This is a genomic window from Streptomyces tanashiensis (assembly GCF_014648895.1).
Taxonomy (GTDB): Bacteria; Actinomycetota; Actinomycetes; order Streptomycetales; family Streptomycetaceae; genus Streptomyces; species Streptomyces tanashiensis.
On record NZ_BMRZ01000007.1, the window covers coordinates 155,454 to 179,219 of the forward strand.

The following is a 23,766-nucleotide window of genomic DNA, read 5'->3' on the forward strand; positions in this document are numbered from 1 at the left end:
CGGTCCCGTGTGGAGCTTGCTACGAGACGCAGGTCACGCGCGCGCGTGGACGCCGCGGCTACGCACCGGCCGGGGGCTCGTACGGCAGCAGCTCGGGGCGCTTGGGGGCGCGGCCGTCGCCCGACGAGCGGCCGGTCAGGCGCCGTCCGATCCACGGCCCCAGGTGCTCCTTGGCGAAGCGGGCGTCCGCGATCCGGCGGCTCGCCCAGCCGGGCCGCACGGCCGGGGGCAGCGGTGTGCGCCAGTCCTCCTCGGGCGCGAGGCCGAGCGACTGCCACACGGCCTCGGCGACCCGCCGGTGCCCGTCCGCCGTCAGGTGGAGCCGGTCCACGTCCCAGAGCCGGGGGTCGCCGAGCGACGGCGCCCCGTACAGGTCGACGACCAGCGCGCCGTGTGCGGCGGCGAGCCCGTCGATGTGGGTGAACAGCTCCTCCATCCGCGGACGGAAGCGCTCCATGACCGGGCCGTTGCGGCCGGGGCTGCGCATGAGGACCAGCTGCCCGCAGGAGGGTGTGAGGCGTTCCACTGCCTCGGTGAGCAGGTCCCGCACCCGGACCATGTCGACCTTGGGGCGCAGGGTGTCGTTGAGCCCGCCGACCAGGGTCACCACATCGGCCTTCATGCCTGCGGCCAGGTCGACTTGCTCGTCGACGATCTGGCCGATGAGCTTGCCGCGCACGGCGAGGTTGGCGTAGCGGAAGCCGGGGGAGCGGGCGGCGAGACGGCCCGCGAGGACGTCGGCCCAGCCCCGGTAGGAACCGTCGGGCTTCTGGTCCGACATACCCTCGGTGAAGCTGTCCCCGACGGCGACGAGACTGTTGTACGTGGCATTGATCTCCATGGCGGAGCGATCATACCGTGCGGTATGCGCGGGATGCCGTGGAGACCCCGGGAGGGAAGATCCGATGAGCGACGCGCTCCTGAGCACGCTGGCCGAGGCGCTGGCGGAGCTGGTGACGGCGGTCGAGACCTCCGGCGACGAGGACCTCGATCCGGACACGGCGGTGAAGTGGCTGGAGAAGACCGGGCACACCCTGGGCGGACTCGGCGCCGCCGACCGCCGCGCCCTCGACGGCCTGTTCCGCGAGGCCGCGCTGCGGCAGCCGCCCGGCCCCTGGCGCGAGGAGCTCCTGAAGGTCTCCGCGGGCTTCGGGCTGACCGAGGGGCTGAACGGGGAGCCGACCGACGGGCTGAAGGCCGGGCTCACCGAGGGGCTGACCGGCGGGCTCGCCGAGCGGCTGAACAGCGGGCTCAGCGGCGAACTCGCCGAGCGGCTGAACAGTGGGCTCACCGCCGACCTCACCGAGGCCCCCCACCCGGCCACCTGCGACGCGGCCCTGGAGAGCGTCCGGCGCTTCGCCGAGACCGTCCGCGCGGCCGACCCCACGACCCCCGTCCCCACCTGCCCCGACTGGACCCTCGCGGACCTCACCCGGCACCTCGGCACCGTGCACCGCTGGGCCGAACACCTCGTACGCACCCGCGCGAGGGCCCGGGTCCTCGCCCGTGACGTCCCGCTCGACCTGCCGGCCGACCCCGCCGCGTACCCCGACTGGCTCACCGCCGGAGCCGAGCGTTTCGCCGCCACCGCGCGCGAGGCCGACCCGGACGCCCCGGTCTGGTCGCCCGGTGCCGACCCGCACGTCCGCCACTACCCCCGCCACGTCCTCTTCGAGACCCTGGTCCACCTCGCCGACGCCGAACTCGCCGTCGCCGGGACGGCGGGCCCCCTCGACCCCGGCACGGCGGCCGACGCCATCGACCACTTCCTCGGGAACGCGCCGTACATCCCCTGGATCGCCGAACCGCTCGCCCATCTCGACCGCGACGGCGCCGTCCTCCGCCTCGCCGCACGCGACACCGGCGCCGTCTGGACGGTCGCCCTCGGCGGGGGCGGCTTCACATGGAGCCGAGACAACCGAGACAGCCGGGGGATCGGGGCGCGCCGCGGCGCGGAGCCGACCGCCGGCGTCGCGGCGGACACCGGGGAGCTGCTGCTCCTGCTGCACCGCAGGTACCCGGCCGACGACCCGCGCTTCACGCACTCCGGCGACCGGGACCTGCTCGACGACTGGCTCGCCGCCACCGCGCTCTGACATGCCGGAGGGCCCCCGGGATTCCTCCCGGGGGCCCTCCGCGTCAGGCCGTCACGGCGCCGCCGGGCGCCCCACCAGCTCGCGCAGCACGTCCTCCATCGCCACGAGGCCGGCCGGCTTGCCGTCCTCGTCGAGCACGGCCGCCAGATGGGTCCGGCTGCGGCGCATCGCGGTGAGGACGTCGTCCAGCGGGGTCACCGCCCGGACCCGGGCGATCGGCCGCAGCGCCGACACCGGGAACGGCAGATCGCGCGGGGTGGCGTCGAGGGCGTCCTTGACGTGCAGATAGCCCAGGATGCGCCGCTCGGTGTCGACCACCGGGAAGCGGGAGTACCCGGTCCGCGCCGACAGCGCCTCCAGCTCCTCCGGAGTGGTGCCGACCCGCGCGTACACGACCTTCTCCGCCGGCATCACGACGTCCCGGACCGGACGCCGGCCCAGCTCCAGGGCGTCGTGCAGCCGCTCGGCGGCCCGGTCGTCCAGGAGACCCGCGTCGCCGGCGTCGGTGACCATCCGGGCCAGCTCGTCGTCCGAGAAGGTCGCCGAGACCTCGTCCTTGACGTCCACCCGCAGGAGCTTGAGCAGGGTGTTGGCGAAGGCGTTGATCGTGAAGATCACCGGCCGCAGCGCCCGCGCGAGCGTCACCAGCGGCGGTCCGAGGAGCAGCGCGGAGCGCGTCGGCTCGGCGAGCGCGATGTTCTTCGGCACCATCTCGCCGAGCAGCATGTGCAGGTACGTCGCGACCGACAGCGCGATCACGAACGAGATCGGGTGCACCAGGCCGTGCGGGACACCGACCGCGTCGAAGACCGGTTCGAGCAGGTGGGCGATGGCCGGCTCGGCGACGATGCCGAGGACCAGGGTGCAGAGCGTGATGCCGAGCTGCGCCGCCGCGAGCATCGCGGAGACGTGCTCCAGGCCCCAGACGACGCTGCGCGCCCGCCGGTTCCCGGACTCGGCCAGGGGCTCGATCTGACTGCGGCGGACCGAGATCAGGGCGAACTCGGCGCCGACGAAGAAGGCGTTGACGACCAGCGTGAGCAGACCGATCAACAGCTGGATCGCGATCATCGGCCGGCCTCCCCGGACTCGTCCTGAGTGTCGTGCGCGGGCGCGTGCAGCAGCACGCGCGCCGCGCGCCGGCCCTGGGCGTCGACGACGTCGAGCCGCCAGCCGGCCAGCTCCACGCTGTCGCCGGCGGCGGGGATGCGGCCGAGCTCATGGGCGACGACACCCGCGAGCGTCTCGTACGGGCCGTCCGGCACGCGCAGGCCGATCGCGGCCAGCTGGTCCGTACGGGCGGCGCCGTCGGCGGACCACAGCTCGCGCCCGTCCGCGTCCTCGCCCGCCCGGGCCAGGTCGGCCGTCTCGTGCGGGTCGTGCTCGTCGCGTACCTCGCCGACGACCTCCTCGACGATGTCCTCCAGGGTGACGACCCCGGCCGTGCCGCCGTACTCGTCGATGACCACGGCCATCGTCTGCCTGCCCGACAGGCGGTCGAGCAGCCGGTCCACGGTGAGCGTCTCGGGGACGAGCAGCGGCTCGCGCAGCATCTCGCCGATCCGGCGGCGGGGCCGATCCTCGGCCGGTATCGCGAGCACGTCCTTGATGTGGGCGATGCCGACGACCGCGTCGAGGCTGCCCCGGTAGACGGGGAAGCGGGACAGGCCGGTCGCGCGGGTCGCGTTGGCGACGTCCTCGGCGGTGGCCTGCACCTCCAGGGCGGTGACCTGTACGCGGGGCGTCATCACGTTCTCCGCGGTGAGCTCCGCCAGGTTGAGGGTACGGACGAACAGCTCGGCCGTGTCCGCCTCCAGGGCGCCCTCCTTCGCGGAGTGCCGGGCGAGCGCGACCAGCTCCTGCGGGGAGCGTGCCGAGGCCAGCTCCTCGGTCGGCTCCATGCCGAGGCGGCGCAGGATCCGGTTCGCCGTGTTGTTGAGGTGGCTGATCAGCGGCTTGAAGGCGGCCGTGAACACGCGCTGCGGGGTGGCCACCGCCTTCGCGACGGCGAGCGGCGAGGAGATCGCCCAGTTCTTGGGGACCAGCTCGCCGACGACCATCAGGACGACGGTCGACAGGGCGGTGCCCAGGACGAGGGCGACCGAGGAGGCCACCGAGGAGGAGAGGCCGATCGACTCCAGGGGGCCGCTGATCAGCGCGGCGATCGAGGGCTCGGAGAGCATGCCGACGACCAGGTTGGTCACGGTGATGCCGAGCTGGGCGCCGGAGAGCTGGAAGGTGAGCGAGCGGACGGCCTTCAGCGCGCTCGCCGCGCCGCGCTCGCCGCGCTCCACGGCCGCCTCGAGCTCGCCGCGCTCGACCGTGGTCAGCGAGAACTCGGCCGCCACGAACGCGCCGCACGCGAGCGAGAGCAGGAGCGCGACCACGAGCAGAAGCACTTCGGTCATCGGTTCACCTCCGTCCCATGATCAGTCAGCGGGAGAGGGATCGCTCGATGTCGATGGTCGGAACCAGTGCTACTGGGAGGCTCGCCCATGGGCGGACGCTCACACCTTTCGGTCGTCGGGAGGAGACACCATGGTAAAGGATCGGCAAAGCGGGTGGTGATCGCCCCCCGCGGTCACGCGGGGAACGGCTTCACCCACCGGCGCCACTTCTCCTGCCGCTCGTACCCCGCGGCACCCCACGCCGCGTGCGCCGTCTCGTTCGCCACCAGGACCATGGCGTCCGCCCGGCGCCCGCCGAGCGCGGCGAAACGGTCCTCCGCCGCGCGCAGGAGCGCGGTCGAGATGCCCTGCCGGCGGTGCGAGGGCAGCACCGCGAGCCGGTAGAGCGAGGCCCGCCAGCCGTCCCAGCCCGCGATCACGGACCCCACGATCCGCCCGTCGGGCAGGGTGGCCAGGAGCAGCGCCTCGGGATCGCGCTCCAGGAGGCGGGTCACCCCGCCCAGGTCGTCCGAGATGGACGTGCCCTCGGCGGACTCCCGCCAGAAGGCCAGGACGGCCTCCGCCTCGTCGGTCACGGCGGCGCGAATCTTCACATCGATCATGGCCCGATCCCATCACGCGGCCCGGCCGCGCTGCCAGGATTTACCGCCGGGCCGTGCCCAGGACACAGGGGGAGGACGGCAGCCGGGGACCCTGCTCCGGAACGTCGAAGGAGCGGTACGAGACGAGGTCGAAACCCGCCGCCCCGATCGCCGCGAGCGGGGCCCGGGAGGTGTGACAGCCGCCGAACAGCAGCGGCCAGACCGTGCGGTCGAGGCCCCGCTGCACCCGGGCGAGCCCCGGCGTGTCCGCCGCCCCGTGCTCGAAGAACCGCAGCTCGCCGCCGGGACGCAGGACCCGCCGCAGCTCGGCGAGGACCGCCGGCACGTCCCGTACGGTGCACAGCACCAGCGAGGCCACCGCCGCGTCGAACGAACCGTCCGGCCCCGGCAGCGCCTCGGCCGTGCCCGGCACCACGGTCACCGGGACGGCGGCCCGGCGCGCGGCCTCCTCGGCGAGCCGGCGCAGATGGGGCTCCGGTTCGACGGCGACGACCTCCGTGACCCCGGACGGATAGTGCGCGAAGTTCAGACCGTTCCCCGCGCCGATCTCGACGACCCGGCCGGCGAGCCCGGCGAGCAGCTCCGTCCGCAGGGCGCCGAGCCCGCCCCGCGCGTCGGCGGAGGCGCTGAACCGGGCGTAGAAGCGGGCGAACAGCGGATGGTGCACGCGAGGAGCCGGGGCCGCCGGGCGGTTCGGAGCCATCGGAGCCGCCCCTCAGCCCGTCACGAAGCAGAACTCGTTGCCCTCCGGGTCCCGCATGACCTGGAAGGAGCCCTGCTCGTCCGTGACGAGCCCCCCGACCGTGACCGCCCCCATCGCCAGCGCCTCCTCGGCCGCCCGTGCCGGGTCCGGCACCTCCAGATCGAGGTGGACCCGGTTCTTCACGGCCTTGCCCTCCGGCACCCGCTGGAAGGCGATCCGTACGAACTCCGGCGGATCCACGTACGACCAGTCGGGGCTCCGGTCGACGGACTCGCCGCCGAGGAGCCCGGCCCAGAAGCGGACGAGCGCCGCCGGGGCGGCGCAGTCGAAGACGATCTCCTGAACGTGTGCGCGCATACGGTCAGCCTACGGAGACCGGTGGCGCCTGCGCCCCCGCGAACGCCTCCGCGTCCCAGGCGCCGCCGAGCGCCGGCGCCAGCCAGTCGCCCGCCGCCGCCCGGAACTCGGCCGGGTCGAGCGCCCCCGAACCCTCCGGCACGGCCCCGAGCAGCGGAGCGCCCGCCGACTCCGGCAGGTCCGCGAGGTTGCAGCGCGCCGCCAGGTCCGGCTCGGCCGGCCAGCTGCCGACGACCACGCCGAGCTGCTCGATCCCGCGCGCCCGCAGGGCCTCGGCGGTCAGGGTCGTCGAATTGAGCGTCCCCAGACCGGCCGGGACCACCACCAGGACCGGCGCGCCGAGCAGCGCGGCCACGTCGGCGAGCGTGCCGCCCTCCTCGTCGAAGCGGACGAGCAGCCCGCCCGCCCCCTCCACGAGGACCAGGTCGTGGTCGGCGGCCAGCTTCCGGGCGGCCTCGGCGACCTCCCGGGGCCCGACCGGGGCGAGCCCGGCCCGCCGGGCGGCCGTGCCGGGGGCCAGCGGCTCCGGGAAGCGGCCCAGCTCGGCGGAGGCCGCGGCGCCCGAGAGCCGTACGACCTCGTCCGCGTCGCCCCGCTCGTCGGGCCCGACACCCGTCTGCGCGGGCTTCAGGACGGCGACGGACCGCCCGGCGGCCGTGGCGACGGCGGCGACGGCCGCGGTGACGACGGTCTTGCCGATCTCGGTGCCGGTACCGCTGACGACGATGACGGTCATGAGGAGTCCTCTCTTGCTGTGATGTACGAGGCGAGGAAGGAGGTGTGCGGGGGGCGGTGCGCGAGGAGAGGAGGACGGGACCGGGGCCACCGGGCGGCGAAGCCCGCAGGGCGCACGGTCCCGCCCGGGATCAGCCCGCGGCCGCGGCCGCCCGCACCGCCGCGCAGATGCGGGCCAGGTCCTCGTCGCCCGTCACGTACGGCGGCATCGTGTAGATCAGGTCCCGGAACGGGCGCAGCCACACGCCCTCCCGGACCGCCGCGCGCGTCGCCGCCGCCATGTCGACCTCGTGGTCGAGCTGGACGACGCCGATCGCGCCGAGCACCCGCACCTCGCGGACGCCCGGGAGCTCGGCCGCCGGGGCGAGCCCGTCCCGCAGGCCCGCCTCGATCCGCTTGACCTCGACCTGCCAGTCCTGGGAGAGCAGCAGGTCGATGGAGGCGAGGGCGACCGCCGACGCCAGCGGGTTCCCCATGAAGGTCGGCCCGTGCGCCAGGACCGGGACCTCGCCCCGCGAGATCCCGTCGGCGACGCGACGCGTGCAGAGCGTCGCCGCCATCGACAGATAGCCGCCGGTCAGCGCCTTGCCCACGCACATCACATCCGGGGAGACCCCGGCCTGGTCGGCGGCGAACAGCGCGCCCGTCCGCCCGAACCCGGTCGCGATCTCGTCGAAGACGAGCAGCACGTCGTGCGCGTCGCAGGCCTCGCGCAGCACCCGCAGATACGCCGGGTCGTGGAAGCGCATGCCCCCCGCGCCCTGCACGACCGGCTCCACGACCACCGCGGCGAGCTCGTGCGCGTGCTCGGCGATCCGGGTCCGCAGCTGCTCCGCGTACGACTCCTCGTACGCGGCCGGCGGGGCGTCCACGAACACCTGCCGCTGGAGCACGCCCGTCCACAGCTCGTGCATCCCGCCCTGCGGGTCGCACACGGACATCGGCTGCCAGGTGTCCCCGTGGTAGCCGCCGCGCCAGGTGAGGAGCCGCTGCTTCTCGGGACGGCCCAGGGAACGCCAGTACTGCAGGCACATCTTGGCCGCCACCTCGACCGAGACGGAGCCCGAGTCGCTGAGGAAGACGTGCCGCAGCGGCTCCGGGGTGATCTCCACGAGCCGGGCGGCGAGCCGGACGGCCGGCTCGTGGGTGAGCCCGCCGAACATGACGTGGCTCATCTTCTCCAGCTGGCCGCGCACCGCCTCGTTGAGCACGGGGTGGTTGTAGCCGTGGATCGCCGACCACCACGAGGACATGCCGTCGACCAACTCGTCCCGGCCCTCGGCGGCTTCGGCGAGCTTGAGGCGCACGCCGGACGCGGACGCGACGACCAGCGGCTCGGCACGGCCCGGCATGGGGCCGTACGGATGCCAGACGTGCGCCCGGTCCAGGGCGAGGAGTTCGTCGTCACGCATTCGGGGCGAGGTCCGTTCCGGCGCCGCGGCGGCGCACGGCCACCAGGTCGGTGCGGGCCTCGTCGGCGGTGCGCGCCGGGGAGGACGCGGGCGCCGCCGGCGCCGCGTGACCGCCGCAGGGGCCGCAGCCGCCGCCCTCCTCCGCGTGCGCACCGCAGCCGCCGCCCTCCGCGGAGGCCTCGGAACCGCAGCCCGCCGAGGCCTTCGAGCCGCAGCCGCCCGTGGCACCCGCCGCCGCGAGCGCGTCCGCGCGGTGCTTCGGCAGCGTGGTCGTGCCCGCGCCCTCCACCTCGAAGCCCGCGTCCGCGATCATGTCCAGGTCGGCCTGGCCTGCCTGGCCCTCGCTGGTCAGGTAGTCGCCGAGGAAGATCGAGTTCGCGATGTTCAGCGCGAGCGGCTGCATCGAGCGCAGGTGCACCTCGCGGCCACCCGCGATCCGCACCTCGACGTCGGGGCAGACGAACCGGACCATCGCGAGGATCCGCAGGCAGCGCTGCGGGGTGAGGTTCCACTCCTTGGCCAGCGGGGTGCCCTCGAAGGGGATCAGGAAGTTGACCGGCACGGAGTCGGAGTCGAGCTCGCGCAGCGCGTACACGACGTCGACCAGGTCCTCGTCGGTCTCGCCCATGCCCGCGATCAGACCCGAGCAGGCCGACAGGCCGGCCGCGTGCGCCTTCTGCACGGTGTCCACGCGGTCCGCGTACGTGTGGGTCTTGGTGATGCCCTCGTACGTCGCCTCGGACGTGTTCAGGTTGTGGTTGTACGCGTCGGCGCCGGCCTCCCGCAGCCGCTCCGCCTGGCCGTCCGAGAGCAGACCGAGACAGGCGCACACCTCGACGCCCTCGTTCTGCTCCTTGATCGCCTCGATCGTCTTCCCGACGCGCTCCACGTCCCGGTCCGTCGGACCGCGGCCGCTGGCCACCAGGCAGACCCGCTTCGCCCCGCCCGCGACACCGGCCGCGGCGGCCTGGGAGGCCTCGTCAGGCTTCAGCCACGTGTACTTCAGGATCTCGGCCTTCGAGCCGAGCCGCTGCGAGCAGTACGAGCAGTCCTCGGGACAGAGACCGGACTTCAGGTTGACCAGGTAGTTGAGCTTCACCCGGCGCCCGAACCACTGACGGCGCACCTTCCCGGCCGCCGCCACCACATCGAGCAGTTCGTCGTCGGAGGTCGCCAGGACGGCGAGCGCTTCTTCACGGGTCGGCAGCTCGCGCCGCAGCCCCTTCTCCACCAGCGTGTTCAGCAGGTCCATAACCGCAGATCCTTGCCTACCGCCCGCCCCCGGGCCAAGGAGGATCCGAACAAACGCCCCCGATCGAGGTGTGTGGATGACCACATCCCGACCTCGGCATCCTGCGGTTAGGGTCTGTGCGCTGCCTACAAAAGGATCGCCGCATGCCACTCGACGGGGACGCACGCGCCGCGGGCGCCGACGACGCACGGGCCGCGGGCCCGCGCCGTACCGCCTTCGACTGGACCGACGCAGAGGCGCGGCGCCGCGCCGAGGCCGGTCTCGTCCGTACGCTGCGGCCCCGGGCGGCCGAGTCGGACCTCCTGGACCTGGCGAGCAACGACTACCTCGGCCTCACCCGCCGCCCCGAGGTCACCGAGGCGGCGGCCGAGGCGGCCAGGCGCTGGGGCGCCGGCTCCACCGGCTCGCGGCTCGTCACCGGCACCACCCGGCTGCACACCCGCCTGGAGCGCGAACTCGCCGAGTTCTGCGGCTTCGAGGCGGCCCTCGTCTTCTCCTCCGGCTACACCGCCAACCTCGCCGCGCTCACCGCGCTCGGCGGCCGGGACTCCCTGATCGTCTCCGACGCCTCCAACCACGCCTCGATCGTGGACGGCTGCCGCCTCGCGCGCGCCGAGGCCGCCGTCGTCCCGCACACCGACCCCGAGGCCGTCGCCAAGACCCTGGACGCCCACCCGGGGCGCAGGGCCCTGGTCGTCAGCGACTCCGTCTTCTCCGTCGACGGCGACAAGGCCCCGCTCCGCGAGCTCGCCGAGGCCTGCCGCGCGCACGGCGCCGGGCTCGTCGTCGACGACGCCCACGGCTTCGGCGTCCTCGGCGACGGCGGTCGGGGCGCCCTGCACGAGGCAGGGCTCGCGGGCGACGAGGACGTCGTCGCCACCCTCACCCTCTCCAAGTCCCTCGGCAGCCAGGGCGGTGCCGTCCTCGGCCCGGCCCGGGTGATCGAGCACCTGGTGAACGCCGCCCGCACCTTCATCTTCGACACCGGGCTCGCCCCGGCGGCCGCCGGCGGCGCGCTCGCGAGCCTGCGCCTGATCGCGGCCGAGCCGGGCCTCGCCGAGCGGGCCCGTACCGTCGCCACCACCCTGCACCGGCGGCTCACGGCGGCCGGGCTCACCGCGGCCCGGCCCGACGCGGCCGTCGTCTCGGTGCACGCGCCCTCCCCGGATGCGGCGCTGCGCTGGGCGGCGGACTGCCGCGAACAGGGTCTGGCCGTCGGCTGCTTCCGTCCCCCGTCCGTGCCCGACGGCATCTCACGCCTGCGCCTCACGGCCCGGGCCGATCTGACGCACGCGGAGATCGGTCAGGCGGTGGAGACGATCCTTCGGACCGCACCGAAGGTCTGACGGACCGTCGGGACGTCCAAGGGCGTTCACGGGCAGCAGAGTTCACCGCTTCGGGCGACAGATGGGGACATATCTTGGTGGAACGCCTGCCGGGGCGGCACCATCGGTGGGACTCTGACGCGTAGCGCGATCCGGGGCCGAAGCCCCGGCGGGAAAGGGACAGCGTCGCCATGGCAGACCACCAGGAAGCATCCGTCACGCTGCCGAGCGATCCCGCGTCGGTCCCCACGGCCCGGCGGTTCGTCGCGGAGGTCCTCGACGGCTGGGGCCTCGACGATGCCGGCGACCTGGCCGACGGGATCCGCCTGATGGTCTCGGAGCTGGCCACCAACGCCGTCCTGCACACCTTCGGGCAGTCGCCCACCTTCACGGTCGACGTCCGCCTGGAGCGCGAGGAGCGCCTCCGGATCGGCGTGACCGACAGCCACCCGCGCTGGCCCCGCCGGCTCCCGGCGGCGGTCCAGCAGGACAACGGCCGGGGCATGGTCATCATCCGCTCCCTGGCGGCGGAGGCCGGCGGCCGTCTCTCGGTCTCTCCGACGGAGGAGGGCGGCAAGACGGTTTGGATCACCCTCCCGTGGACCGCCGCCCCGGTCCCGACGCGCTAGCCGGCGTGCAGCTCCTCCGAGGGCCAGGAGCCTCCGGCGAAGTGACGGGCCCAGTAGTACGGGTTGACCTCGGCCAGCGTGCGGGGCTGCCAGCGGGTCGGGTCCTCCGGGTCGGGGACGCCCACCTCGACGTCGGGGCCCCAGAGGGCGAGCCGCTCCTGGCAGATGCCGCACGGCGGCAGGACGACGAACCGGCCGTCCTCCGGGGCGCGGAAGACGCAGACGGAGGCGGTGACCCGCCGGTCGAGGGTGTAGGCCTGGCAGTAGGCGCCGGTCTCCTGGCAGAGGGTCACGCCGGCGTTGATGTTGTCCAGCGCCACGCTGGTGAGGATGCGGCCGTCGTCCAGGTAGACGGCGGCGGCTCCGCCGGGCTCGTCCGGGGGCCAGCGCTTCTCCAGCTGGGCGATGGCGGCGTCGACGAGTGCTTGGTCGAGTTTCATCGCGGCATCCTACGGAGGGAGCTGTCGGGGCGGTACGGCCCGGGCGGGCGGGGTGCGGCGGCGCCACCGCACCCCGCCCGCCCGGTTCAGTGCCCGGCGGGCGTCAGCGGACGCGGCCGTAGTAGACCTTCGACGTCCAGATCCTGTCGAGCTTCACCCAGGATCCCGTCTTGGGCGAGTGCCAGATCTTGCCGCTGCCGGCGTAGATGCCCACGTGGTAGACGCTCCCGCCGGAGTGGAAGAAGACCAGGTCCCCCTTCTGTCTGCTGGACGCGGAGATGTGCCGGGTCTTGTTGTACTGCTGCTGCGCGGTGCGGGGCAGCGACTTGCCCGCCTTCTTGTACGCGTAGAGCGTCAGACCGGAGCAGTCGAACCGGGTGGGTCCCGTGCTCCCGTACCGGTACGGAGCTCCCTTCTTGGACGCGGCGACGCTCAGTGCCTTGTTCGCGTATGTGGTCGCTGCCTGGGCCTCGGGTGCCGCACCTGGTGCGAGCAGCGTGCCGCCGACGGCGGCGAGGGTGAGAGCCGAGACGGCTCCGGCCCGGGACAGCAGGGACGGGACGTGCATCTGCGCAGTCATGCGCAACCCTTCGTCAGCCGCCTGCGAAGGATGACCTGTCGGGTTCGGGCTGGCGAAGATGCCCGGCCGCGGCTGCGGCTTCACCCCAAGGGACGGCCCCGCTGCGGAAACAGCGCGTACGTCCCGTACTGCTCGGGTCCTCCACTCCTGCCGATCCACTCCTGTCGACCAGACGTCCGGGACAGCGGCAGGACTCGGCGTCCGCCCGGACCGCCCCGCCTCGGATGGCGGGGGCTTGTCGTCGACAGGGATCTTGACCCACACCCAGGGCGAAAACCGAGCTGAAACGGCGATATGTGAGGCTCCTCACGACTGATCCATTCAGGTGGACAGGGTGCTTTCGTGATCGTCGGAGGTTTGGCCTACGAGCCCCGTACCAGCGATGGAATGTCCCATTCCGCCAGATGCGTACACCTGTTGCGCAACTCACCCCGCGCAATTGTCGACTCGTCGACTACGCCGAACGGGGGAGCGATTCTGCGTTGCGTGTCGGCCGTCCGGACCTCGACACGACATGCCGGAATGTCAACTTGCCCGCGTGCGGGGGACGGTGACGCGGTCGGTGCGGCGCTCGCCGTCCAACACCCGTAGGGCGCGGGCCAGAGTCTCCGCGTGCACCTCGCTCTCGCCCCGCATATGCATGAGCGTCAGGGCCTCGCGCAGCGCCTCCGCGCGGCTCACCAGGGCCTGAGCCGCCCGGAGTGCCCCATAGGTATGCGTACCCCTGGATGGGTTGATCTTCCCGAGGAGGTCGACGACTTCGAGGTAGGCGTCGATCAACTCGCCCTCGGCCCGCGTCAGCGCGGGCAGCGGCGGCAGGTCGGGCACCACGGCCGGGTCACCGGGCCGCGCCGGCGTCGCGCCGGCTCGTGATCACGTGGTCGACCAGGCCGTACGCGGCGGCGGACGGCGCGTCCAGGACGGTGAGGCGGTCGATGTCGGCGTCGACCCGCTCCCGGCTCTGCCCGGTGTACTCGGTGAGCATTCCGGCCACCAGGGCGCGCAGTCGCAGCAGTTCGCTCGCGTGGATGGCGAGATCGCTCGGCTGCCCCTGGAGGGGTTCGTCCATGACCGGCTGGCGGAGCGTGATCCGCGCTCCGGGGAGCATCATCCGCTTGCCGGGGGCGCCGGCGGCGAGCAGGACGGCGGCGGTGGACTCGGCCTGGCCCAGGCAGGTGGTCTCCACGTCGCAGGAGAGCGTCCGCATCGTGTCGTGAATGGCCGTCATGGCGGTGATCGAGCCGCCGGGCGAGTTGATGTAGAGCGAGATGTCCTGACCCGGGGCCGCGTGGTCGAGGTGCAGGAACTGGGCGATGACGTCGTTGGCCGAGATCTCGTCGATCGGCGTGCCGAGGAAGACGATCCGGGATTCGAGGAGCTTCGCGTACGGGTCGAGGGTCCGGGTCCCGAAGCTGGTCCGCTCCGTGAACTCGGGCAGGACATGGCGGGCGTCCATGGCTGAGCACCTCCAGCTGTCTGTAGAAAATGTACAGGATGTACAGACCGTAAGATGTGGAGCATGACCTACGAGATCCCGGTGACGCAAGCGCGGGCTGAGCTCGCCGACCTCATCAACCGCGTCGTGTACGGCGGCGAACGCGTCGTCGTCACCCGCCACGGGAAGCCGCTCGTCGCCCTGGTCTCCGCCGCTGACCTGGAACAACTCGAGGCGGCGGAGAAGCCCGCCGACGAGCAGGTGGTCAGTTCGCTCTCCGGCCTCCACCCGGTCGACTCCGCTCCGGGCGAACAGCGCCGCTTCGGCATCGCCGCCCACCACCGCGAGCCCGGCACCTCCTGACCGCCTCTCCGGTCGCCCCTCCCGGTCGCCCCCGGTCGCCCGTCCCTGTCGCCCCTCCTGACCGGCTCTCCTGACCGCCCCTCCCGGCGGACGGCGCGAAAAAGCCGCGTACCCCCGTCCGCTACAGCGGGGGTACGCGGCCGTTCTTCGGGTGCGGGCCTCAGCCCACGGGCACGGGAGCCGGCGTCGGCTCCGGCGTGGGAGCCTCCGCCCGGCGGCGCCGGGAGCCGAGCGCGGTCGCGGTCAGACCCGCCGCGGCCCAGAGGGAGAGGACGAGGAGCGGGCCGCCCGCCGCCGCGCCGTCGAAGGCGGACACCGACCGGAGGGCCGAGCCCCCGGCGCCCGGCGGCAGCCACTGGCCGAGCGCGCCCACCCCGGTGGGCAGCAGCTCCGGCGCGCTCGACATCCCCGAGAACGCGTTGCCGAGCAGGATCGTCAGGGCGGCCCCGAGCCCGAAACCGGGCTTGCCGAGCAGGGTGGCGAGCCCCGCGAAGGCCGAGCCGATCGCCAGGACCGTCAGGCCGAGGACCCCGGCCTCGGCCCACCAGGAACCGGTCAGCGCGCCGAGCCAGCTGTCGGCGAGCGCCGCGCCGACGAGACCCGCGAGCGCCGCCGCGCCCACCAGGGTCGCGACGGCCCTGGCCCCGCGCAGCCCGAGCAGCACGGTGGCGACGCCCGAGGCCGCTCCGACGAGGGCGAGGGGCAGCAGGCTCGCGCCGAGCACGGCGCCGCGCGGGTCTCCGGCCGGTGCGGCGACCACGTCCGTGACCTGGACCCGCGCCCCCGCCGGGGCCTGCGCGGTCACGGCCTCGCGCAGCAGTCCGGCCACGACGGGGCTCCCCGCCGAGGCGGTGAGGAGTTCCGTACCGCCCGGGGTGACGACCACCGCTCCGTATACATCGCGGTCCTCGATCGCGGCCCGGGCGGCGCCGCCGTCCTCGTAACGGTGGATCTCGAAGGCCCCCTCGTGCCGTCCGAGCTCCCGCTCCACCGCGTCGGCCACGGTGGCGGGCCCGGCCACGCCGATCGGCAGGTCGCGGGGCGCGATCCGCGCGGCGGGCCAGGCGAAGACCCAGAGGGCGAGGGCGGCGACGGCCGGTATCAGGACGAGCACCGCGAGGGTTCTGCGCCCCGCGGCGGCCGAGGGGGCGGTGGCGGCGGGCATGACGGCCTCGATTCAAAGAGAAGGAGCGTTCGTTTTACTTCGCCCTCAGCCTGCGGCGCCGTCCGGAAGTTGTCAAGAATGAATATTCGTTTTAGGTTCGGCCCATGGCACGCGTCTCCCAGGAACACCTCGATGCCCGCCGGCGCCAGATCCTCGACGGCGCCGCGCGCTGCTTCGCCCGCAACGGCTTCCACGCCACGTCCATGCAGGACGTGCTCGCCGAGGTGGGACTGTCCGCGGGTGCGGTCTACCGCTACTTCCGGGGCAAGGAGGAGCTGATCGGTGCCATCGCGACCGAGGCCTTCACCGCGATCCGGAGCGCCTTCGAGGAGGCCTCCCGCGCCACTCCGCCGCCCACCCCCGACGTCCTCCTCGGCGCGGTGCTCCGCCTCTTCCTGGAGGAGCGGGTCGAGGGTGCCGACCGGCAGGCCTTCGCGCGCCTGATCATCCAGGTGTGGACGGAGACCCTGCGCAACGAGGAGCTGGCCGGGACCCTCTCCGAGGGCTACGACGGGATGCGGGTCGCCTGGACGAGGCTCGTGACGGCCTACCGGGAGAACGGCCTCCTGCACGCCGACGTCCCCGCCGACCACGTGGCCCGCACCCTCATCGCCACCGCCCAGGGCTTCATCGCCCAGCAGGCCCTCTTCGGCGACGTGGCCGTCGAGGTCCTGGAGGACGGGCTGCGGGGGCTCATGTCCATGTCCGTGCCCCAGGACGACGAGCCGATCTGATGATCATGGGAACGCAAAGCCGGAGTTAACGAGCCGGAAAAACTTCCGCCCTAACGTGCAATGTCTGGCCGCGCACCGCATCTCCGCAGTTCAACAAGGTGTTGACGGTCGGTAGGGTCCGCAGCTGTCCGGGTGCCGTCCCGGTCGACGACTGTGAGGTGGAAGAGTGCAACTGAGCCCGCACGAGCAGGAACGCCTGCTCATCCATGTGGCGGCCGACGTGGCCGAGAAGCGCCGGGCCCGCGGGGTGCGCCTCAATCACCCCGAGGCCGTCGCGCTCCTCACCTCCCACATCCTGGAAGGCGCGCGGGACGGCCGCACCGTCGCCGAACTGATGGCCTCCGGGCGCAAGGTGCTCACCCGCGACGAGGTCATGGACGGCATCCCCGAGATGATCCACGACGTCCAGGTCGAGGCCACCTTCCCGGACGGCACCAAGCTCGTCACCGTCCACGACCCCATCGTCTGACGGGCGGCCGCCGATGATCCCCGGAGAGATCCTGTACGCGGACGGCCCCGTCGCCCTCAACGAAGGACGCCCCGTCACCCGCCTCACCGTGCTCAACGCCGCCGACCGGCCGGTCCAGGTGGGCTCCCACTACCACTTCGCCGAGGTCAACCCCAGCCTGGACTTCGACCGCGCCGCCGCCCGCGGGCAGCGGCTGCACATCGCCGCCGGCACCGCCGTCCGCTTCGAGCCCGGCATCCCCGTCGAGGTCGAGCTCGTGCCGATCGCCGGCCGCCGGATCGTGCCCGGCCTGCGCGGCGAGACCGCGGGCCCGCTCGACACCACCACCGAGCAGGACCAGGACCAGGACAAGGACGGCGACCGTGCCTGACCTCCACCGCGCCGTCTACGCCGACCTGTTCGGCCCCACCACCGGCGACCGCGTCCGGCTCGCCGACACCGACCTCCTCGTCGAGATCGAGGAGGACCGCTGCGGCGGCCCCGGCCGCGCCGGCGAGGAAGCCGTCTTCGGCGGCGGCAAGGTCGTCCGCGAGTCCATGGGCCAGGCCCGCACCACCCGCGCCGAGGGCGCCCCCGACACCGTCATCACCGGCGCCGTGGTCATCGACCACTGGGGCGTCGTCAAGGCGGACATCGGCATCCGCGACGGCCGGATCACCGCCCTCGGCAAGGCCGGCAACCCCGACACCATGGACGGCGTCCACCCCGACCTCGTCATCGGCCCCGAGACCGAGATCATCGTCGGCAACGGCCGCATCGTCACCGCCGGCGCCGTCGACACCCACGTCCACTTCATCTCGCCGACCGTCGTCGAGCAGGCCCTCGCCACCGGCGTCACCACCCTCGTCGGCGGCGGCACCGGACCGGCCGAGGGAACCAAGGCGACCACGATCACGCCCGGCCCCTGGCACATGGCCCGGATGTTCGAGGCCCTGGACACCTTCCCCGTCAACATCGGCCTGCTCGGCAAGGGCAACACGATGTCCCGGGAGGCGATGCACTCCCAGCTGCGCGGCGGCGCGCTCGGCTTCAAGATCCACGAGGACTGGGGTGCCACCCCCGCCGTCATCGACGCCTGTCTCGGTGTGTGCGAGGAGACCGGCGCCCAGCTCGCCATCCACACCGACACCCTGAACGAGGCGGGCTTCGTCGGCGACACCCTCGCCGCCATCGCCGGACGCACGATCCACGCGTACCACACGGAAGGCGCCGGAGGCGGGCACGCCCCCGACATCATCACGGTCGTCTCCGAGCCGTACGTCCTGCCCAGCTCGACCAACCCGACCCGGCCGCACACCGTCAACACCATCGAGGAACACCTCGACATGCTGATGGTCTGCCACCACCTCAACCCGGCCGTCCCCGAGGACCTCGCCTTCGCGGAATCCCGCATCCGGCCCTCCACCATCGCCGCCGAGGACGTCCTCCACGACCTGGGCGCGATCTCGATCATCTCCTCCGACTCCCAGGCCATGGGCCGGATCGGCGAGGTGATCATGCGCACCTGGCAGACCGCCCACGTGATGAAGAAGCGCCGAGGCGCCCTGCCCGGCGACGGCCGCGCCGACAACCACCGGGCCCGTCGCTATGTCGCCAAGTACACGATCAACCCGGCCGTCGCCCAGGGCATGGACCACCTCATCGGCTCGGTCGAGCCCGGCAAGCTCGCCGACCTGGTCCTCTGGGAGCCCGCCTTCTTCGGGGTGAAGCCCCTCGTCGTCGTGAAGGGCGGCCAGATCGCCTACGCCCAGATGGGCGATGCCAACGCCTCCATCCCGACGCCCCAGCCGGTCCTTCCGCGCCCGATGTTCGGCGCGCTCGGCCGCGCCGCCGCGGCCGGTTCGGTCAACTTCACCGCCCAGGCGGCGATCGAGGACGACCTGCCCCGCAGGCTCGGACTGCACAAGGAGTTCGTCGCCATCGGCTCCACCCGGGGGGTGACCAAGGCCGACATGCGCGAGAACGACGCCATGCCCCGGGTCGAGGTCGACGCCGACACCTTCTCGGTGAGCATCGACGGCGAGACCGTCGAACCGGCACCCGCCGTCGAACTGCCCATGGCCCAGCGTTACTTCCTCTTCTGATGTCACGCTCCGCCCTGCTCGTGCTCGCCGACGGACGCTTCCCCGCCGGCGGCCACGCCCACTCCGGTGGCGCCGAGGCCGCCGTCCGGGCCGGCCGCATCCAGGACGCCGCCGGCCTGGAGTCCTTCTGCCGGGGCCGCCTGCACACCACGGGCCTCACCTCGGCGGCGCTCGCCGCCGGAGCCGCGCACGGGCTCGACCCGTACGAGCTCGACGCGGCGGCCGACGCCCGCACCCCCTCACCGGCCCTGCGCGCCGCCGCCCGCCGACTCGGCCGCCAGCTGATGCGGGCCGCCCGCGCCACCTGGCCGAGCCCCGAACTCGACGCGCTCGCGGCCGCGTTCCCGCGCGGCGCCCACCAGCCCGTCGTCCTCGGCACCGCCGCCCGGACCGCCGGACTCGGCCCCGAGGACGCGGCGCACTGCGTCGCGTACGAGACGGTCGGCGGCCCGGCGACCGCGGCCGTCCGCCTCCTCAGCCTCGACCCCTACCAGGCCACCGCCGTCCTCGCCCGCCTCGCGCCCGAGATGGACCAGGTGGCCGAACGCGCCGCCGCGGCCGCCCGGCAGGGCGTCGACGCCCTGCCCGCCGCCTCCGCGCCGCTGCTCGACCTCACCGCCGAACAGCACGCGGCCTGGCCCGTCCGCCTCTTCGCCTCCTGAGACCCCTGGAGCCCACCCGTGCACCTCGATCACGCCCACACCCACCACGGCGCCCTCTCCGCCGACGCCCACCGACCCGACGGCACCCGCCGCGCCCTGCGCATCGGGCTCGGCGGACCGGTCGGCTCCGGCAAGACCGCCACCGTCGCCGCACTCTGCCGGGAGCTGCGCGACACCCTCTCCCTCGCGGTCGTCACCAACGACATCTACACCCGCGAGGACGCCGAGTTCCTGCTCCGCAACGCCGTCCTGCCGCCCGAGCGCATCCAGGCCGTGGAGACCGGCGCCTGCCCGCACACCGCCATCCGCGACGACATCTCCGCCAACCTCGAGGCCGTCGAGGACCTGGAGGACACCGTCGGACCGCTCGACCTCATCCTCGTGGAGTCCGGCGGCGACAACCTCACCGCCACCTTCTCCAAGGGGCTCGTCGACGCCCAGGTCTTCGTCATCGACGTGGCCGGCGGCGACGACATCCCCCGCAAGGGCGGGCCCGGCGTCACCACCGCCGACCTCCTCGTGATCAACAAGACCGACCTTGCCCCCCATGTCGGCTCCGACCTGGAGCGGATGGCCCGCGACGCGAAGGAGCAGCGCGGCGAACTGCCCGTCGCCTTCACCTCCCTGCGCGGCGAGAACGGCGTGGCGCCCGTCGCCGACTGGGTCCGGGCACAGCTCGCGGCATGGACCGCGTGAGCCTGCGCGCCACCGCCCGGATCGTCGCCGACGCCGACGGGGGACTGCCGCTCCTGGTGAGCGACGGGCCCCTCGCCCTGCGCCGCACCCGGGCCGCCGGACCGTACACCCGGGTCACCGTCGTCGGGGCGATGAGCGCCCCGCTCGGCGGCGACCGGCTCGCGATCGAGACCGAGGTACGGGACGGGGCGCGGCTCCTGGTCGACTCGGCCGCCGCCACCCTGGCCCTGCCCGGCCGGAGCACCGACCCCGCCGCTTACGACGTCCGGATCTCCGTCGGCGACGAGGGGGAGCTCCGCTGGCTGCCCGAGCAGCTCGTCTCCGCCGCCGGGTCGCACCTGCGGATGCGCACCACCGTCGACCTCGCGCCCACGGCACGGCTCGTCCTCCGGGAGGAGCAGGTCCTCGGTCGGCACGGCGAGCCGCCCGGCACCCTCGTCACGCGCCTCACCGTCCGCCGGGCCGGCCGCGCCCTGCTCGACCAGGAGCTGGCCTTCGGCCCCGGCGCGTCCGGCGGCTGGGACGGCGGTGCGGTGCTGGGCGGCCACCGGGCCACCGGTCAACTCCTGGTGGTCGACCCGGCGTTCGCCGAGAAGCCGGTGGAGTCACGGCTCTATGGGGAGAACGCCGTGGTCAGCCCGCTCGCCGGGCCCGCCGCCCTCGCCACCGCCGTCGCCCCGGACGCGCTCGCGCTGCGCCGTCTCCTCGACGAAGTACTTGTCGCACTCGTCCCGTTCTGACGGTATCCGCACGTTCACCGCTCAGCGGTACACCTGTCACCGGTTATTGGTTCGGCAAAGAAACACGTGTACGCCCTTTCATCATGAGCCCCAGGGACGAAAGGATCCCCCGGACACACAGACTCCTTCTGGGGGAGGACCATTGAGACGCACAGCAGTGCTCGGCTCGGCCGGCACTCTGATAGCGGGCACGCTCATGGCGACCGCGCTCGCGGCGCCTACGGCCGGTGCCGCCACCGGCCACGACCGGGACGACGAGGCGCGCGGCGCGGCCATCGCCGCCGCCCAGGCCGCCAAGACCGGCATCGACTGGCAGGACTGCCCGGCCGACTGGGGCTTCGCGAAGCCCATCCAGTGCGGCTGGGTCACCGTCCCGGTCGACTACGCCAAGCCCAACGGCAAGAAGATCAAGATCGCGGTGGACCGCGCCAAGTCCACCGGCACCGCCGGCGAGCGCCAGGGCGCCCTGCTCTACAACCCCGGCGGCCCCGGCGGCTCCGGCCTGCGCTTCCCGCGCCGGGTCACCACCAACAGCCCGCTCTGGGTGAACACCGCGAAGGCGTACGACTTCGTGGGCTTCGACCCGCGCGGTGTCGGCCACTCGGCGCCCATCTCCTGCGTCGACCCGACCGAGTTCGTCAAGGGCCCCAAGGCGGACCCGGTCCCGGACAGCGAGGCGGACAAGCTCGCCCAGCGCAAGCTGGCCGCCGAGTACGCCAAGGGCTGCGCCGAGAAGAGCGGCGACATGCTGCCGTTCATGACGACGCGCAACACCGCCCGTGACCTCGACGTCATCCGGGCCGCGCTCGGCGAGAAGAAGCTCAACTTCATCGGCGTCTCCTACGGCACCTACCTGGGCGCCGTCTACGGCACGCTGTACCCGAGCCACGTGCGTCGCATGATCGTCGACAGCGTGGTCAACCCGGCGAAGAGCAACATCTGGTACCAGGCCAACCTGGAGCAGGACATCGCCTTCGAGGGTCGCCTCAAGGACTGGATGAACTGGGTCGCCCAGAACGACGCCACCTACCACCTGGGCGACACCCTGGCGGAGGTCCAGCAGCAGTGGGTGACCCTGCGCGCCGCCGCCAAGAAGGAGCCCCTGGGCGGCAAGGTCGGACCGGCCGAGCTCATCGGCTTCTTCCAGAGCGCCCCGTACTACGACTCCTCGTGGGCCCCGGTCGCGGAGGCCTGGAGCGCGTACGCCGCGGGTGACCCGCAGCCGCTCATCGACGGTGCCGCCGCGGACCTCACCGACACCGCCGGCAACGCCGCCTCGGAGAACGGCAACGCCGTCTACACCGCGGTCGAGTGCGCCGACGCCCCGTGGCCGACGAGCTGGAAGAAGTGGGACCGGGACAACTCCCGCCTCCACCGGCAGTACCCGTTCATGACCTGGGCGAACGCCTGGATGAACCTGCCGTGCGCCACCTGGTCCGCGCCCAGGCAGAAGCCGACCGAGGTCAAGACCGGCAAGGGCCTGCCGCCGGTGCTCATCGTCCAGTCCGAGCGTGACGCGGCCACGCCGTACGCCGGCGCGGTCGAGCTGCACAAGCGCTTCAAGGGCTCGCGTCTCATCACCGAGCAGAACGCGGGTTCGCACGGCGTCACCGGTCTGGTGAACCCGTGCATCAACCCGAAGGTCGAGACGTACCTGCTGACCGGCAAGGTCGACGCGACGGACCAGACGTGCGCCCCGCACGCCACTCCGACGCCGTAACACCGCCCGAAGCCGGGTGAGGGAGGGGCGGGCCGTCCGGCGGCCCGCCCCTCCCGCCTGTCAGCGCGAGGCGAGCCAGGCGTCCTCGGCCGCGTAGTCGAACCAGTCCTGCCCGTACTTGGCGAGGTTCGGGAAGGCCTCCAGCCACTCCCGGCCCGCGAGCCGCTCCGCCAGCCACTCCACCGTCGCCGGCAGCGACTCCGCGTACCCCACCACCGGCCGGTAGCCCAACTCGCGCTCGGCCGCCGTCATGTCGTACACGATCGGCGCGTCCAGGCCCCAGGGCGTCTCACCCACGATGCCCACCGGCGGCGGCCCGTCCACGAGCACCGTCTCGCTCTCCACGCCCACGACCGCGTCCACCGCCGAGGCGATCTCCGCGACCGTCGGTGCCTCCCCGTCCGCCGCGTTCAGCACGCGTGTGCCCGGACGCGCCGCCGCGAGCCGGATCAGCTCGGCCAGGTTGTCCACGTGCGCCGGATGGAAGCGCGACACTCCGCCGTAGGCGAGGACCCGCACCGGGCGCCGGTCGAGCGACCGCTTCACGAAGAACAGTTCGCGCGGCGACCGGCAGTGCGGTCCGTGGATCGCGCCCGCCCGCAGCAGCGTCGTCGGCAGCAGCTCCCCGGCCTCCGTCAGCGCCCGCTCCAGGGCGATCTTCCGGGTGCCGTACGTGCCCTCGCCCGGGGCCACCGTCGCCAGGGACTCCGGGATCGGCACCGGGTAGCGCGGGAAGCCGTCCGGCTGGTCCTGGGTGTCGAAGCTGCGCCCCTTCTCGTCCTGGTAGACCGCCCCGCTGGAGATCACCACCGCCGAGCCGATCCGGTCGGCGAGACCGGTCAACTGGGCGGCGTGCCCGGCGTCGTACGCCACCATGTCCACCAGCACGTCGGTGCCCTCGCCGAGCGCCGCCGCCAGCGCGCCCTCCTCGTTCCGGTCGAGCCGGACCGACCGGACCCCCTCCGGCCACCCGTCGTCCCTGGCGCCGCCCCGTGAGGCGGCCGTCACCTCCCAGCCGTCCGCGACGAGCGCCCTCACGGCCGCCCGCCCCACCTGTCCCGTCGCACCCAGCACGAACGCGTTTCCCTTGGTCATGACGGGGACGCTACGGGTGCGCCGGACGGCGGCCCAGAGGATTCCGCCGTGCGCGGATCCGCCC

The 23,766-nt window shown here is 73.4% G+C and carries 27 protein-coding genes and 1 riboswitch; of the genes, 12 read left to right on the forward strand and 15 right to left on the reverse strand.

Annotation, left to right across the window (positions count from 1 at the left end; all coding sequences use genetic code 11):
- Positions 1-58: 58 nt before the first annotated feature.
- The gene (locus tag IE237_RS22285) at positions 59-841 is read right to left on the reverse strand and encodes an SGNH/GDSL hydrolase family protein (RefSeq protein WP_189803830.1); all 783 of its coding nucleotides are present in this window, start codon (positions 839-841) and stop codon (positions 59-61) included.
- A 64-nt stretch (positions 842-905) separates the two neighbouring features.
- On the opposite strand from IE237_RS22285, the gene IE237_RS22290 reads away from it, so the two are divergent.
- Entirely contained in the window at positions 906-2,096 is a 1,191-nt protein-coding gene (locus IE237_RS22290) for a maleylpyruvate isomerase N-terminal domain-containing protein (RefSeq protein WP_189803831.1), read from the forward strand.
- Between the two features lie 51 nt (positions 2,097-2,147).
- Here IE237_RS22290 and IE237_RS22295 read toward each other — a convergent pair whose 3' ends face one another.
- The 8 genes from IE237_RS22295 to bioB form a co-directional block, all read right to left on the reverse strand.
- Positions 2,148-3,167 carry a hemolysin family protein gene (locus IE237_RS22295; RefSeq protein ID WP_189803832.1) on the reverse strand — a complete coding sequence of 340 codons (1,020 nt, stop codon included), beginning with the start codon at positions 3,165-3,167 and terminating at the stop codon, positions 2,148-2,150.
- Positions 3,164-4,504: a hemolysin family protein gene (locus tag IE237_RS22300; RefSeq protein WP_189803833.1), complete on the reverse strand. Its 1,341-nt coding sequence runs from the start codon at positions 4,502-4,504 to the stop codon at positions 3,164-3,166. The genes IE237_RS22295 and IE237_RS22300 overlap by 4 nt, the downstream gene beginning before the upstream one ends.
- A gap of 173 nt (positions 4,505-4,677) precedes the next feature.
- Complete coding sequence (locus IE237_RS22305) at positions 4,678-5,106, reverse strand: GNAT family N-acetyltransferase (RefSeq protein WP_189803834.1); 429 nt, start codon at positions 5,104-5,106, stop codon at positions 4,678-4,680.
- A 40-nt stretch (positions 5,107-5,146) separates the two neighbouring features.
- Positions 5,147-5,809: a class I SAM-dependent methyltransferase gene (locus IE237_RS22310; protein ID WP_189803835.1), complete on the reverse strand. Its 663-nt coding sequence runs from the start codon at positions 5,807-5,809 to the stop codon at positions 5,147-5,149.
- A 12-nt stretch (positions 5,810-5,821) separates the two neighbouring features.
- Positions 5,822-6,166, reverse strand: coding sequence for a VOC family protein (locus IE237_RS22315; RefSeq protein WP_189803836.1), 345 nt, complete (start codon positions 6,164-6,166; stop codon positions 5,822-5,824).
- Positions 6,167-6,170: 4 nt separating this feature from the next.
- Complete coding sequence (bioD, locus tag IE237_RS22320) at positions 6,171-6,902, reverse strand: dethiobiotin synthase (RefSeq protein WP_189803837.1); 732 nt, start codon at positions 6,900-6,902, stop codon at positions 6,171-6,173.
- A gap of 130 nt (positions 6,903-7,032) precedes the next feature.
- Positions 7,033-8,313 (reverse strand): adenosylmethionine--8-amino-7-oxononanoate transaminase, encoded by a 1,281-nt coding sequence (locus IE237_RS22325; RefSeq protein WP_189803838.1) that lies wholly within the window; start codon positions 8,311-8,313, stop codon positions 7,033-7,035.
- The gene (gene bioB / locus IE237_RS22330) at positions 8,306-9,565 is read right to left on the reverse strand and encodes a biotin synthase BioB (protein WP_189803839.1); all 1,260 of its coding nucleotides are present in this window, start codon (positions 9,563-9,565) and stop codon (positions 8,306-8,308) included. The genes IE237_RS22325 and bioB overlap by 8 nt, the downstream gene beginning before the upstream one ends.
- A gap of 143 nt (positions 9,566-9,708) precedes the next feature.
- Between bioB and IE237_RS22335 the strand changes: the two genes are divergently transcribed.
- Positions 9,709-10,911 (forward strand): 8-amino-7-oxononanoate synthase, encoded by a 1,203-nt coding sequence (locus tag IE237_RS22335; protein WP_189803840.1) that lies wholly within the window; start codon positions 9,709-9,711, stop codon positions 10,909-10,911.
- A 170-nt stretch (positions 10,912-11,081) separates the two neighbouring features.
- Positions 11,082-11,519, forward strand: a complete 438-nt coding sequence (locus IE237_RS22340) for an ATP-binding protein (protein ID WP_189803841.1) — start codon at positions 11,082-11,084, stop codon at positions 11,517-11,519.
- Here the strand turns inward: IE237_RS22340 and IE237_RS22345 are convergent.
- The 4 genes from IE237_RS22345 to IE237_RS22360 all read right to left on the reverse strand — a co-directional run bounded on the left by IE237_RS22345 (position 11,516) and on the right by IE237_RS22360 (position 13,995).
- Positions 11,516-11,959, reverse strand: a complete 444-nt coding sequence (locus tag IE237_RS22345) for a cytidine deaminase (protein WP_189803842.1) — start codon at positions 11,957-11,959, stop codon at positions 11,516-11,518. The two genes, IE237_RS22340 and IE237_RS22345, sit on opposite strands and share 4 nt — an antisense overlap.
- Before the next feature lie 103 nt (positions 11,960-12,062).
- Entirely contained in the window at positions 12,063-12,539 is a 477-nt protein-coding gene (locus IE237_RS22350) for a C40 family peptidase (RefSeq protein ID WP_189803843.1), read from the reverse strand.
- A 3-nt stretch (positions 12,540-12,542) separates the two neighbouring features.
- A riboswitch (cyclic di-AMP (ydaO/yuaA leader) is annotated at positions 12,543-12,664 on the reverse strand.
- Between the two features lie 400 nt (positions 12,665-13,064).
- On the reverse strand, positions 13,065-13,370 hold the full coding sequence (locus tag IE237_RS22355) for a hypothetical protein (protein WP_189803844.1): 306 nt from the start codon (positions 13,368-13,370) through the stop codon (positions 13,065-13,067).
- A gap of 7 nt (positions 13,371-13,377) precedes the next feature.
- Positions 13,378-13,995 (reverse strand): ATP-dependent Clp protease proteolytic subunit, encoded by a 618-nt coding sequence (locus IE237_RS22360; protein ID WP_189803845.1) that lies wholly within the window; start codon positions 13,993-13,995, stop codon positions 13,378-13,380.
- 63 nt (positions 13,996-14,058) lie between these two features.
- On the opposite strand from IE237_RS22360, the gene IE237_RS22365 reads away from it, so the two are divergent.
- Positions 14,059-14,337: a type II toxin-antitoxin system Phd/YefM family antitoxin gene (locus IE237_RS22365; protein ID WP_189803846.1), complete on the forward strand. Its 279-nt coding sequence runs from the start codon at positions 14,059-14,061 to the stop codon at positions 14,335-14,337.
- A 160-nt stretch (positions 14,338-14,497) separates the two neighbouring features.
- Here the strand turns inward: IE237_RS22365 and IE237_RS22370 are convergent, their stop codons facing one another.
- Positions 14,498-15,502, reverse strand: a complete 1,005-nt coding sequence (locus IE237_RS22370) for an ABC transporter permease (protein ID WP_189803847.1) — start codon at positions 15,500-15,502, stop codon at positions 14,498-14,500.
- A 104-nt stretch (positions 15,503-15,606) separates the two neighbouring features.
- Here IE237_RS22370 and IE237_RS22375 point away from each other — a divergent pair, with 104 nt between their 5' ends.
- The 8 genes from IE237_RS22375 to IE237_RS22410 all read left to right on the forward strand — a co-directional run bounded on the left by IE237_RS22375 (position 15,607) and on the right by IE237_RS22410 (position 22,607).
- Positions 15,607-16,236, forward strand: coding sequence for a TetR/AcrR family transcriptional regulator (locus IE237_RS22375; protein ID WP_189803848.1), 630 nt, complete (start codon positions 15,607-15,609; stop codon positions 16,234-16,236).
- A gap of 166 nt (positions 16,237-16,402) precedes the next feature.
- Entirely contained in the window at positions 16,403-16,705 is a 303-nt protein-coding gene (locus IE237_RS22380) for an urease subunit gamma (protein WP_033201785.1), read from the forward strand.
- Positions 16,706-16,718: 13 nt separating this feature from the next.
- A complete protein-coding gene (locus IE237_RS22385) occupies positions 16,719-17,075 on the forward strand; it encodes an urease subunit beta (RefSeq protein WP_189803849.1) in 357 nt (118 codons plus the stop codon).
- Complete coding sequence (locus tag IE237_RS22390; protein ID WP_189803850.1) at positions 17,068-18,789, forward strand: urease subunit alpha; 1,722 nt, start codon at positions 17,068-17,070, stop codon at positions 18,787-18,789. The genes IE237_RS22385 and IE237_RS22390 overlap by 8 nt, the downstream gene beginning before the upstream one ends.
- On the forward strand, positions 18,789-19,451 hold the full coding sequence (locus IE237_RS22395) for an urease accessory protein UreF (RefSeq protein WP_189803851.1): 663 nt from the start codon (positions 18,789-18,791) through the stop codon (positions 19,449-19,451). Before IE237_RS22390 ends, IE237_RS22395 begins: the two co-directional genes overlap by 1 nt.
- An 18-nt stretch (positions 19,452-19,469) precedes the next feature.
- Positions 19,470-20,147, forward strand: coding sequence for an urease accessory protein UreG (gene ureG / locus IE237_RS22400; RefSeq protein ID WP_189803852.1), 678 nt, complete (start codon positions 19,470-19,472; stop codon positions 20,145-20,147).
- On the forward strand, positions 20,144-20,887 hold the full coding sequence (locus tag IE237_RS22405; protein WP_189804007.1) for an urease accessory protein UreD: 744 nt from the start codon (positions 20,144-20,146) through the stop codon (positions 20,885-20,887). The genes ureG and IE237_RS22405 overlap by 4 nt, the downstream gene beginning before the upstream one ends.
- Before the next feature lie 142 nt (positions 20,888-21,029).
- Positions 21,030-22,607 carry an alpha/beta hydrolase gene (locus IE237_RS22410; protein ID WP_189803853.1) on the forward strand — a complete coding sequence of 526 codons (1,578 nt, stop codon included), beginning with the start codon at positions 21,030-21,032 and terminating at the stop codon, positions 22,605-22,607.
- A gap of 60 nt (positions 22,608-22,667) precedes the next feature.
- On the opposite strand, the gene IE237_RS22415 is transcribed toward IE237_RS22410, so the two are convergent.
- Entirely contained in the window at positions 22,668-23,702 is a 1,035-nt protein-coding gene (locus IE237_RS22415) for an NAD-dependent epimerase/dehydratase family protein (protein WP_189803854.1), read from the reverse strand.
- Positions 23,703-23,766 lie beyond the last annotated feature (64 nt).